This window comes from Advenella sp. FME57, from assembly GCF_014897675.1.
Classification (GTDB): Bacteria; Pseudomonadota; Gammaproteobacteria; order Burkholderiales; family Burkholderiaceae_B; genus Advenella.
Window position 1 is genome coordinate 157,322 of the sequence record NZ_JABUXU010000003.1, and the last position, 11,491, is coordinate 168,812.

Here is an 11,491-nt window from a genome sequence, read left to right on the forward strand (position 1 = left end):
GGAGAAAGGCAGGGGAGGATGCGGGCCAGCCAAAACTGGGGTATAGTAAATTTCCTCAAATCTCTCCGGACCCTTGCGTGGGGTGATCCGGTCTTTGTCATACATGAATTCTGCGACAACCCGTTCTGTTGCTTCCCGCTATTTTGGCTCCGTTTATCGGACTGCGCTCGATATTGTCCATCTGATGGTCTCCTATCTGGGGATCGCCGTGCTTGTTGCTGTGCTGGCGGCTGCGCTTTTGCCGGCCATCCGCGACCAAATCCGCGTGATTCACCAGGCATCGTTGAATGCCCTGATGCCCGACAGCACGGTCATGTCTGACAAGGACCTGCTCACCATTTTCAATTCGCCGCATGTGCGCACAGGCGATTTGGTGCCGCCGCCGGCACCATCGCCAGAGCAGCAGCATAACGCGGCGCTGACCAGAGAGCTCGATTACACGGACGAGGGTTTTTTTGCCAATCTTGGTATTTCGAACAGCCAGTTCACCGTTCCCGGCCTAAGCAACAGCCAGGCGCTGGCGTTGCGCGAGTATGTCGCGCGCAAATTCAGAATTGCCCGTAATGTGACCGGCGCGCTGATCCGCGTGGTCTATTCGGTCGCCGAAAAGCAGCAGCTGGATCCGATTCTGATGCTTGGCGTCATCGCGATAGAGTCACGCTACAATCCGTTCGCAGAAAGCCATGTGGGCGCACAGGGGCTGATGCAGGTCATGCCCAAGGTGCATGCCGAGAAATTCGATGTGTTTCACGGCGGTATATTGTCTGCCCTCAATCCCGTGGCCAACATTCAGGTGGGTGCGAAAATTCTTCACGATTGCATTGCACGCCGCGGTTCCGTGGATCGGGGGCTGGGATGCTATGTGGGCGCCATCGGCCCCAATGATGGCGGTTATGCTGCTAAGGTGCAGGCCGAGCGGCGTCGGATCGCGCTGGAATCGGGCATTGCGCTCAAGCGTAACCTAGGCAAATATCAATAGACAGGGTCCGGGGGGATAGGGCGCCGGCACAACCGGCCGGCGTATCTTCCCAGGGTGCTACAGGATCTTTTGCAGCCGCTCGATGGCTTCGCGCAGCCTGTCCAGTGCGGTGGCGTATGAGACGCGGATCATTTTCTTCGCATAGGCAGGGCCAAAATCGAGCCCTGGAACAACCGCAATGCCGGCTTCGTGCAACAGTTTGTGGGCGAATTGATGGCTGCTCATACCGTGCTGACTGATGTCGGCATAAATATAAAATGCGCCATCAGGCTTGACCGGCACATGGATGCCGAGTTTTTCGAACTCGGGCAACAGAAAATCACGCCGTTCCATGAAGGCCAGGCGCCGGTGCTCGTAAATGGCCAAAGCCTCTTCCGTAAAACATGAAATGGCCGCGTGCTGGGCAAGCGTGGGCGGGCAGATGCTCAGGCTTGCGGCTAGTTTTTCGACCGGGCTGACCATGGCTTCGGGCACGACCATCCAGCCCAGCCGCCAGCCGGTCATATTGAAGTATTTGGAAAAACTGTTGATGACGACAATTTCCGGATCCAGTGTCAGCGCAGATCGCGGCACGCGGTCATAGCACAGGCCAAGATAGATTTCGTCCATGATGACCACGCCGCCACGCTCCTTGACGGTCTGGATGATCCGGACCAGTTCCTCGCGTTCGATGGACGTGCCGGTCGGATTGCTGGGCGAGGCAATGAGCACGCCGCGCGTCTTATCGGTCCAATGGGCGGCAATCTTGTCCGCTGACAACTGGAAGCGTTCTTGCGCCGTGCAGGGCACCAGCCGAGGTGTGGCCCCGGAGCACAGGATGAAATTCGAATTGGCCGGATAGGCCGGATCCGGCATCAGAATCTCGTCACCGGGATTGAGCAGCGTCATGCAGGCCAGCGACAACGCGCCGGAAGCGCCTGCGGTAATGATGATCCGCTCCGGGTCCACTTCCGCGCCCCAATGACTTTTGTAATAATCGGCAATGGCCGAGCGCAGCGGCATGATGCCCAGTGCCGGACTGTAGCCGCTCAAGCCCGCCTGCGCCGCTCTGGCCAGCGTATCGACCACGATAGGGGGCGCAGTAAAATCGGGTTCCCCGATACCAAGGCTGATAATATCCCGGCCCTGTTCACGCAGTTGCTGGGCGGCCTTGGTGACCTCGATTGCGTGAAAAGTAAGGGCCTGGTCGATTCGGTGGGCAAAACGGGTCATGGTGAAACTGCGCAAGGTAAAATAGATCAGAATGAATACGTGTGGTGAGCGCCCATTGTAACGGTAAACGCCTGCCGGCACGTTATCCGTCCCTTTGCCGGACTGTTTTACCGCTGTTGCAACAAAGGCTTTTGCAATTGATCATGCATGTGAATCGTCGTCGCTTTCTTACCCTTAGTAAACGCCCTCAGGAAGGGCCGTGGCCGGCCTTCTGCCGTCGGGTACAGCGGGCACTGGAAGCGCCCCTCACCGACGAGCAGGAGACGGACGGATACTATTGCGCGCGCATCGTGTTACAAGACTTGGGCGATCTGCCTTCGCTCAGGCAGCTTTGCCAGGAGTACGACGTGGCGATGGTGCAGGAAGGCACAGCGACGGCGGCTACTATCATTGGCCGTTCCTGCCTGATAGTCGGCACCGGTTCGCGGCTGCATGGCACCGAAGCGCTGGGCGAACACGCCTGCCTGGCATTGCCGGGCACAGCAGTCGCACATATGCAAGCGCTGGGCTATGAACAATTCTCACATGTGCCCCCTGAACTGACCTTGGTGCAATGGCTGGCCATGCCGCAGTGGCACGACTGCAGGCCCGGCTGCACCGCCAGTTCCGGGCTGGAGCGGGTGCATGCCCTGTTTGCCGACGGCCAGACTGCCGTGCTGGGCGGTTTTGGTGTGAATGACGAGTCGCCGCTGCGCCTGCCTGCGCTGCAACGGCTGATTCCGGCCCTGTTCGAACAGTTGTCCGATCCCGATATCGCCCGTTGCGCCGATATGCCCCGCTGGCCGCTGGCCTACAGGCTGGATGCGCTCAAGCCCCAGCTGGGCGATATCAATCTGGCCCAGCTCTTTCTGGGTCATGGCGGAACACTCGTCTGGTGCCAGGAACTGGTGATCCGCCGCATGCGGTACAACGCCATTGTGACCGATGCCGTGCTCAGCGACGCCGATCGTGACTTTGTTGCCGGGGTGCATCATCATATTGAGGGCAATATCAAAGCCCTGTTTGATCCGGGCGGACTGTTTGTCTATCCCGATGAATTGCTGCCGGGCAGTGCTGGGCGATGATCGTCGCAAGGCACCACCAGGGTGACGCAAACCGGGCTGGCAGTGGCAATAGGGGATAAACCTGTGTCGGAATTACCGGATGCATTTCTGGATGAATTTTCGTATGATAGCTGTCAGACCGCTCTGAACTGGCAGCCCGGTGCGCGCCTTGCGTCACACTTGCCATGAAACGCCACATTTGCCATGAAACGCCACATTTGCCATGAAACGCCACATTTCTCAGGAATTAGAATGGATCAAAATTTCCGTGCCAAGGCCCATGAGTATCATGAAAAGGGAGCTTGCAATAAGGGCAAATGCCAATGAACGATCCGTCCCTGTCGCGCATTATGGATACTACCTCCGGTCCCCAAACGGCCCTGGTCCTGACCGGGGGCGGGGCGCGGGCAGCCTATCAGGTAGGGGCGTTACAGGCTATTTTGGCGATTCTCGATCCCAACAAGTCTGCGCACTTCAGAAACCCATTTCCGATCGTATGCGGCTCGTCAGCCGGGGCCATCAATGCCACCGCCTATGCCTGTCGTGCCGCACACCCACACGCTGCGCTCAAGCGGCTTGAAAAAATCTGGCGCAGCCTGCATACAGCCGATGTCTATCGTTCTGACCCGATGGGGGTGTTCGGTAACGGCATGCGCTGGCTGGGCATGCTGATGTTCGGCTGGGCGCTGCAGGGGCTCCGCGATAATGCGCCCAAGTCGCTGCTGGATAATCGTCCGCTGGCCAAATTGCTGTGCGGCAGTATTGATTTTCCCAATTTACAGCGCAACCTGCACACGGGTCATTTGCATGGGTTGGCCATTACGGCATCCAGCTATACCAGTGGTAATCATCTGACGTTCTACCAGTCCAGCGGCCCGCTTGATGCCTGGGAGGGGCGTCGCCGCTATGCCATTGCAGAACCCATCACAATTGATCATCTGATGGCGTCCAGCGCCATCCCATTCGTGTTTCCGGCAGCCCACCTGGCACTGGGAGAAAAAGGAGAGTGGTGTGGTGACGGGTCCATGCGCCAGTTGGCTCCCATCAGCCCGGCCATCCATCTGGGGGCTGACCGGGTATTGGTCATCAGCACCAACGCCCATGGCGATACGCCGACAGAAGAAGATTCGGTGCATCAAAGCGACCAATATCCAACGCTGGCGCAAATTGGCGGCCACGCCTTGTCGGACATCTTCATTGATGGTCTATCCATCGATCTGGAACGCATCAGTCGCATCAATACACTGCTCGAATCTGTACCACCTAGTGTACAGTTAAATACAGGTGTGAAAAAAATTGATGTTTTAACGATTAGTCCGAGTAAATCTATTGACGAAATTGCCCTGAAGCATTTAAATTTCATGCCTAAGTCGGTTCGGGCCTTTTTGCGGGTATTGGGCGTTTCGGGACGACCCGAAAAAGAGTCTGGCGGATTGCTTGCTTCGTTCCTGCTCTTTGAATCAGCCTTTACGGGTGAGCTGATCGAACTGGCCTTTAATGACGTGATGGCACGTCAGGAAGAAATCAAAGCGTTTTTTTATGGAGAGGTCAATGAATAAAAAAACAGGTACCGCACTGAAAGCTATCCTGGAAACGGGTGGCGCCATAAAAGAAAAAACGATTGGTCTAAATGAACTCAAAGCGCATGCTGAAAAAGCAGGTCTGGCCTATTTCGAGGCCGATTGCGACAAGGCGCGCAGTTGCTCGGCCGTGCTGCGTGCCATTGCCAAGGCGGTAGACTATCCGGTGTTTTTTGGCAGCAATATGGATGCTTTGCTCGATTGCCTGGGCGAGACGCTGCTTGAGCAGAAAGGCGGAATGGTGCTCGCATTACGTCGCCTGCATTCCGAAGACGATTCACTTCTTGAACATATCGATGCGCTCAAGGGTGTGCTTAACGATACCGTGGAATATGGCGACGATAATGGGCGCGTCTTTTCCTACATGGTAGAACACGCAGGCAAGCACGAAGCGGCCGAGCCCGGGCGTGCCCCCAGGCCATACGCGCAAAGCGATTGATGTCTGCCCTTTACGCGGCAGCGACAATGCGTTTCAAGTGAAGAGGGTCACAGCCGAACAAACCAACCGACATAGAGCGACCGAATGCTGCGATCGATTACTGAAAACGATTGGAGCACTTGATTACAGCAGCCAGATAGCGCTATTAACAGATAGCGCTATTAAATATCGCAACACAATATGTACCGTCACCGGCATGTCTTTTTAGTATTGCGGCGCCGGCTTCGGTGGCATCAGCCACTGCACGCCACGCGCGCCGGTTCCTGATCATATAAAGGGAGGGGTACCTATGCTATCTGATTATTTATGGAATCTGCGGGCAAAAATCGGCAATGAACTGATCCAGCTGCCTTCTGTTGCTGCCGTCATCCTTAACGCGAATGACCAGATTCTGTTGCAGGAAAAAGACGGCGCTCAAGGATGGAATCTGCCGGCAGGTGTCATCGAACTGGCAGAGACGCCACAGCAAGCACTGGCCAGGCAGGTCAGGCAGGATACAGGCCTTGAGCTGCTTTGCTCGCAGCTTCTGGACGTGTTCGGCGGCAAGGCGTTTCGTTATATTTACCCTAATGGCGATGAAGTGGAGTACACCGTCATTGTGTTCAATTGCGTGACCGAAGGCCAACTGAGGGCACAGGACGAGCAAAATGGGAAATTACGCTACTTTTCAAGATCGCAGATGCCCACGCTCGCTTTACCTTATCCCAGGGAAGTGCTGTTTCGCCATTGCCGAGCGAATCCGCCTGCTTAAATCGCTAACCAACCCTTTTTGCCGCCAGTTGGGCAGTTTTCCTACAGCCAGCCAAGCGTGGCGATGGCTGCAGCGGTCATGGCAAGGCCGGCGGTTTCCGTTCTTAAAATTCGTGCGCCGAAAGTGACGGTCTCAATGCCGGCCGCCTGCACCTTGCGAAGTTCCTGCGGCGACCATCCTCCCTCCGGTCCGATCAGCAGGCGAAACGAGAGCGGTGCTGGCGGGGTCGCCGTTGAAGAGGTCTGCGACAGCGTTGCAAGTGCCTGCAAAAGCGAGCGCTCGCCCTCGGGATGACACAGATATCCCCGCGCCCCGCTGGCTTGTTGCAGATACGCGTTCAGTGTCTGCAGCGGATGGACCTGCACAATACAGTTGCGACCCGATTGCTCGCTGGCCGATTCGGCAATGCGTTGCCAGTGCAGCTGACGTTTTTCCAACCGGTTGCCGGACAGTTGCACAATACTGCGTTCTGCGCTGACCGGAAACACATCGGATACGCCCAGTTCGGCTGCCTTTTCGATAATCCAGTCCATCTTGTCGCCCGATGGCAGTCCTTGCACCAGGCCAATTCTGCCTGGCAGCTCGGTACGGGTATGCTGTTGCGGGCCAAGGTCAGCCATGGCTCGTCCCTGTTCAAAGCGCAACTGTGCCGGAAATTGGGTGCCGTCGCCATTGAAGAGCACAATCGCGTCGCCTTCGCGCAGTCGCAAGGCGCGGGAAGCGTGATGCGCAGCGGCATCGGGCAGGGCAACGCGGGTGTGCGCCAGCAGCGGTATCGGACAATAGAAGCGGGGTGGGGTATGCATGGCTAAATTTTACTTTATTTAACGAGAGCGTCACGGACAAAACATGGAGTGTTAAAATCGCTGGCTAATCGTAACTAAACCGTGATTTCTACAGGATCCGCATGACCACCACGGCCGCCACATCGAATTCCCACCTTTCCAATGCAATCCGCGCGCTGGCCATGGATGCCGTGCAACAGGCCAATTCCGGCCATCCCGGCGCGCCCATGGGCATGGCTGAGATTGCCGAAGCGCTGTGGACGCGCCACTTGCGTCACAATCCTGCAGATCCGGCCTGGGCTGACCGGGACCGTTTTGTTCTATCCAACGGCCACGGCTCCATGCTGCTGTACGCGTTGCTGCATTTAACCGGCTATGATTTGCCTATTGAAGAGCTGCGCCAATTCCGCCAATTGCATTCCAAAACACCGGGGCACCCCGAAGTGGGCATCACTGCCGGCGTGGAAACCACAACCGGCCCGCTGGGTCAGGGGCTGTCAAATGCGGTTGGTTTCGCACTGGCCGACCAATTGCTGGCAGCAGAGTTCAACAAACCCGAACACAAAATCGTCGACCACTACACCTATGCCTTCGTTGGCGATGGATGCCTGATGGAAGGCATTTCCCACGAGGTGTGCTCGCTGGCCGGGACCCTGAAACTGTCCAAACTCATCGTTCTGTATGATGATAATGGTATCTCTATCGACGGCAAGGTTGAACCCTGGTTTGCCGATGATACCGGCAAGCGCTTTGAAGGTTACGGCTGGAATGTGATTCGTGGCGTCGATGGTCACGATGTCGTTGCCGTCGACCACGCCATCGCCAAAGCCAAACAGCAGGCGCAGCGTGGCTCTTCCGGTCCGACGATCATTATCTGCAAGACGACGATCGGCAAGGGCGCACCCAATCTACAGGGTAGCGACAAGGTTCATGGCGCACCATTGGGCGCGGCGGAAATTGCCGCCACGCGCGAAGCCATTGGCTGGACGCTGCCGCCCTTTGAAATCTCCGAAGACGTATATGCCGGCTGGAACCAGCGCGAGCGTGGCGATCAGATCCAGCGTGACTGGAAAAAACAGTTTGCGCTCTATAGCATAGACTACCCACAGCAAGCCCAGGAATTTACCCGCCGGATGAATGGCCAGATGCCTGAAGGCTTCGCCGAAAAATTCGCGGCATTTCTGCAGCAAACCGTCAGCAAGGCTGAAACCGTCGCATCGCGCAAGGCATCGCAGTTTGCCATTACGGCGCTGGTCGATATGCTGCCTGAAATGCTGGGCGGCTCGGCAGACCTGACCGGGTCGGTCTTTACCGACTGGAAAGGCGCCGGCGCAGTGCGTTGCGGTACAGACGGCCATCTGAGCTTCGGTCGTCATATCAATTATGGCGTGCGCGAGTTCGGCATGGCAGCCATTATGAATGGTATTGCCCTGCATGGCGGTTACCTGCCTTTTGGCGGCACGTTCCTCACTTTTTCAGATTATTCACGCAACGCCATCCGCATGGCCGCGCTGATGAAGCAGCGCGTTATCCATATTTTTACGCACGACTCCATTGGTCTGGGCGAAGATGGACCCACGCACCAGTCGGTGGAGCATGCCGCCAGCCTGCGCCTGATCCCCAATCTTGATGTCTGGCGTCCTTGCGACACGACTGAAACAGCCATCGCCTGGAAGTCTGCCGTATCGCGTCCTGTCAGCGTCGGCATGCAGGTGCAAGAGGGTGGCCCCAGTGCCTTGCTTTTATCGCGCCAGAACCTGCCTTTTGTTGAACGCGATGACGCCACCGTCGAACAAATAGAAAAAGGTGGTTACGTCTTGCGTGACGCTCAAGGGGCACAAGCCGTTATCATTGCTACCGGTTCCGAAGTAGGCCTGGCGCTTGAAGCCCAGGCATTGCTTGCGCAGGAAAATATTCCCGTCCGTGTCGTATCCATGCCCAGCACGTCTGTATTTGATCGCCAGAGCGCCCAATGGCGCGACAGCGTGATCCCGCGGGCCTTGCCTGCCGTCTCTGTCGAGGCGGGGGTCACCTCGGGCTGGTACAAATATATCGGCCGCAACGGCGTGGCCGTCGGTCTGGATACCTACGGTGAATCGGCGCCTGCCGGCGTACTGTTCAAGCATTTCGGGTTTACCGCGGAGAACGTGGCGAACAGGGTTAAACAGGTTTTATAAAACAGGAGAGAATGTAATGACCATTCGTGTTGCAATTAACGGCTACGGCCGCATCGGCCGTAATGTACTGCGCGCTCACTATGAAGGTGGCAAAAAGCATGATATTGAAATCGTCGCGATCAATGATCTGGGCGATCCAAAGACCAATGCCCACCTGACTCAGTATGACACTGCGCATGGCCGCTTCCCTGGTACTGTCGCCGTCGATGGTGATTACATGGTAATCAATGGCGACAAGATCCGTGTCCTGGCCAACCGCAATCCGGCAGAACTGCCATGGGGCGAGCTGAACGTTGACGTAGTCATGGAATGCACAGGCTTTTTTACTTCCAAGGAAAAAGCCAGCGCCCACCTCAAAGGCGGTGCCAAGAAGGTCATTATTTCCGCCCCGGGCGGCAAAGACGTAGACGCCACTATTGTTTACGGCGTCAACCACCAAGTGCTCAAAGCAAGCGACACCGTCATTTCCAATGCCTCATGCACCACCAACTGCCTGGTTCCGCTGGTGCAACCGCTGCATGAAGCGCTGGGTGTGGAAAACGGCCTGATGACAACCATCCACGCCTACACCAATGACCAGGTGTTGACTGACGTTTATCATGAAGACCTGCGTCGCGCCCGTTCAGCCACCATGAGCATGATTCCTACCAAAACCGGTGCGGCTGCTGCTGTCGGTCTGGTCTTGCCCGAACTGAACGGCAAGCTGGATGGCTATTCGGTCCGCGTTCCGACGATCAACGTATCTCTTGTCGATCTGTCTTTCGTGTCCAAACGCGACACGACGGTCGAAGAGGTAAATGCCATTCTGAAAAAAGCGTCGGAAGGTTCGCTCAAAGGTATCCTGGATTACAACGAAGCCCCGCTGGTGTCAGTGGACTTCAACCACAATCCGGCATCCAGCACGTTCGATGCTACGCAAACCAAAGTATCTGGAAAACTGGTCAAAGTGGCGTCCTGGTACGACAACGAGTGGGGTTTCTCCAATCGTATGCTCGATACCACGGTAGCCCTGATGTCTGCCAAGTAATCGGTTGGTGTCTGTCAAGGACATTGCAAACGGCATTGCGCGCTTCGGCGGGCAGTGCCGTTTTTCACAATAACACCAAGGAGTGACAAGATGGCGAATGTACAAACGCTTTCCGCCCTGGCAAAGAATGGCCAGCTCAAAGATAAACGTGTTTTCATCCGTTCCGATTTGAACGTGCCACTGGCCGACGACGGCAGTATCACTGAAGACACCCGTATTCGCGCCTCCGTGCCGGCCATCCAGATGGCGCTGGAAGCAGGCGCTGCCGTCATGGTGACATCGCATCTGGGCCGCCCGACAGAGGGCACGTTGACGTCCCAGGACTCGCTTGCCCCGGTAGCCAAGCGCCTGAGCGAATTGCTGGGCAAGCCCGTGCATTTGATCCAGGACTGGGTCGAAGGCGTCAGCGTGGCGCCTGGCCAGGTCGTGTTGCTGGAAAACTGCCGCGTCAATAAAGGCGAGAAGAAAAACGATGAAGCGTTGGCCCGAAAATTGGCTGCGCTTTGCGATGTCTATGCCAATGACGCATTCGGCACGGCCCATCGCGCCGAGGCCACCACGCATGGTATTGCCAAATTTGCACCTATTGCCTGCGCCGGTCCTCTGCTCGAAGCCGAACTGGAGGCCCTGGGTAAAGCGTTGCAGAATCCCAAGCGGCCGCTGGTGGCTATTGTCGGTGGTTCCAAAGTCTCGACCAAGCTGTCTATCCTGCAGTCGCTGGCCGACAAGGTCGACCAGCTGGTTGTCGGTGGCGGCATTGCCAATACCTTTATGCTTGCCAGCGGCAAGAAAATCGGCAAATCACTGGCCGAACCCGATCAGATCGATCAGGCCAAAATCGTGATCGATATGATGGCCAAACGTGGCGCCAGTGTTCCTATTCCGACAGACGTTGTCTGCGGCAAGGAGTTTTCCGCCCAGGCCAAGGGTGAAGCCAAATCGGCCGATGCGGTGGCCGATGACGATATGATTTTCGACATTGGCGACAATACAGCCGACGAGCTGACCGGCATTCTGAAAAATGCCGGTACGATCGTATGGAACGGCCCGGTAGGCGTTTTTGAATTTGACGCTTTTGCCAACGGCACCCGCAAGGTGGCCGAAGCCATTGCCGCATCTGACGGCTTTTCCATTGCCGGTGGCGGCGATACACTGGCAGCCATTTCCAAGTTCGGCATCACCGACCAGGTAGGCTATATCTCTACCGGCGGCGGCGCGTTCCTGGAGTTTCTTGAAGGCAAGGTGTTGCCTGCGGTAGAGATTCTCGAGCAACGCAACAAATCATAAGCCTGCGGCTGGTCCCGCGTGATGCTGCATTGTGGTATCAGCATTACGCATTAGCATCAGCATCACAAGACAACAGCAATAACAGACAAAAGGCCAGCGACTGTGTCGGTGGCTTTTTTCATGGGCGATATCGATATTGCGATATTGCTCACTCTGCAGCAAGATCCAGCCACGGGCATTTATCCCGCTATGGTCCCCTTCTGGCCGATAG

General features: G+C 56.5%; 10 protein-coding genes. 8 read left to right on the forward strand and 2 right to left on the reverse strand.

Features of this window, described 5'->3' with window-relative positions; all coding sequences use genetic code 11:
* Positions 1–103: 103 nt before the first annotated feature.
* A complete protein-coding gene (locus INT32_RS05410) occupies positions 104–979 on the forward strand; it encodes a lytic transglycosylase domain-containing protein (RefSeq protein ID WP_193087712.1) in 876 nt (291 codons plus the stop codon).
* A 57-nt stretch (positions 980–1,036) separates the two neighbouring features.
* Here INT32_RS05410 and INT32_RS05415 read toward each other — a convergent pair whose 3' ends face one another.
* A complete protein-coding gene (locus INT32_RS05415) occupies positions 1,037–2,191 on the reverse strand; it encodes a pyridoxal phosphate-dependent aminotransferase (RefSeq protein ID WP_193087713.1) in 1,155 nt (384 codons plus the stop codon).
* 143 nt (positions 2,192–2,334) lie between these two features.
* Between INT32_RS05415 and INT32_RS05420 the strand changes: the two genes are divergently transcribed.
* The 4 genes from INT32_RS05420 to INT32_RS05435 all read left to right on the forward strand — a co-directional run bounded on the left by INT32_RS05420 (position 2,335) and on the right by INT32_RS05435 (position 6,004).
* On the forward strand, positions 2,335–3,255 hold the full coding sequence (locus INT32_RS05420) for a hypothetical protein (RefSeq protein WP_193087714.1): 921 nt from the start codon (positions 2,335–2,337) through the stop codon (positions 3,253–3,255).
* A gap of 302 nt (positions 3,256–3,557) precedes the next feature.
* Complete coding sequence (locus tag INT32_RS05425) at positions 3,558–4,793, forward strand: patatin-like phospholipase family protein (RefSeq protein ID WP_226816549.1); 1,236 nt, start codon at positions 3,558–3,560, stop codon at positions 4,791–4,793.
* Positions 4,786–5,253: a barstar family protein gene (locus INT32_RS05430; RefSeq protein ID WP_193087715.1), complete on the forward strand. Its 468-nt coding sequence runs from the start codon at positions 4,786–4,788 to the stop codon at positions 5,251–5,253. The genes INT32_RS05425 and INT32_RS05430 overlap by 8 nt, the downstream gene beginning before the upstream one ends.
* A 289-nt stretch (positions 5,254–5,542) precedes the next feature.
* Positions 5,543–6,004, forward strand: coding sequence for an NUDIX domain-containing protein (locus INT32_RS05435; RefSeq protein WP_193087716.1), 462 nt, complete (start codon positions 5,543–5,545; stop codon positions 6,002–6,004).
* Positions 6,005–6,045: 41 nt separating this feature from the next.
* Here the strand turns inward: INT32_RS05435 and INT32_RS05440 are convergent, their stop codons facing one another.
* Complete coding sequence (locus INT32_RS05440; protein ID WP_193087717.1) at positions 6,046–6,810, reverse strand: 16S rRNA (uracil(1498)-N(3))-methyltransferase; 765 nt, start codon at positions 6,808–6,810, stop codon at positions 6,046–6,048.
* A 101-nt stretch (positions 6,811–6,911) separates the two neighbouring features.
* On the opposite strand from INT32_RS05440, the gene tkt reads away from it, so the two are divergent.
* From tkt to INT32_RS05455, 3 genes are all read left to right on the forward strand, one after another.
* Positions 6,912–8,966 (forward strand): transketolase, encoded by a 2,055-nt coding sequence (gene tkt, locus INT32_RS05445; protein WP_193087718.1) that lies wholly within the window; start codon positions 6,912–6,914, stop codon positions 8,964–8,966.
* 16 nt (positions 8,967–8,982) lie between these two features.
* The gene (gene gap / locus INT32_RS05450; RefSeq protein WP_128395299.1) at positions 8,983–9,993 is read left to right on the forward strand and encodes a type I glyceraldehyde-3-phosphate dehydrogenase; all 1,011 of its coding nucleotides are present in this window, start codon (positions 8,983–8,985) and stop codon (positions 9,991–9,993) included.
* Positions 9,994–10,083: 90 nt separating this feature from the next.
* Positions 10,084–11,280 carry a phosphoglycerate kinase gene (locus INT32_RS05455; protein ID WP_193087719.1) on the forward strand — a complete coding sequence of 399 codons (1,197 nt, stop codon included), beginning with the start codon at positions 10,084–10,086 and terminating at the stop codon, positions 11,278–11,280.
* The last annotated feature ends 211 nt before the right edge of the window (positions 11,281–11,491 follow it).

Excerpts from the sequence above, each read along its gene's own strand:
- INT32_RS05455 (WP_193087719.1), top strand. The coding sequence starts at position 10,084 with ATGGCGAATGTACAAACGCTTTCCGCCCTGGCAAAGAATGGCCAGCTC.
- tkt (WP_193087718.1), top strand. The coding sequence starts at position 6,912 with ATGACCACCACGGCCGCCACATCGAATTCCCACCTTTCCAATGCAATC.
- INT32_RS05435 (WP_193087716.1), top strand. The coding sequence starts at position 5,543 with ATGCTATCTGATTATTTATGGAATCTGCGGGCAAAAATCGGCAATGAA.
- INT32_RS05440 (WP_193087717.1), bottom strand. The coding sequence starts at position 6,810 with ATGCATACCCCACCCCGCTTCTATTGTCCGATACCGCTGCTGGCGCAC.
- INT32_RS05420 (WP_193087714.1), top strand. The coding sequence starts at position 2,335 with ATGCATGTGAATCGTCGTCGCTTTCTTACCCTTAGTAAACGCCCTCAG.
- gap (WP_128395299.1), top strand. The coding sequence starts at position 8,983 with ATGACCATTCGTGTTGCAATTAACGGCTACGGCCGCATCGGCCGTAAT.
- INT32_RS05415 (WP_193087713.1), bottom strand. The coding sequence starts at position 2,191 with ATGACCCGTTTTGCCCACCGAATCGACCAGGCCCTTACTTTTCACGCA.
- INT32_RS05430 (WP_193087715.1), top strand. The coding sequence starts at position 4,786 with ATGAATAAAAAAACAGGTACCGCACTGAAAGCTATCCTGGAAACGGGT.
- INT32_RS05410 (WP_193087712.1), top strand. The coding sequence starts at position 104 with ATGAATTCTGCGACAACCCGTTCTGTTGCTTCCCGCTATTTTGGCTCC.
- INT32_RS05425 (WP_226816549.1), top strand. The coding sequence starts at position 3,558 with ATGAACGATCCGTCCCTGTCGCGCATTATGGATACTACCTCCGGTCCC.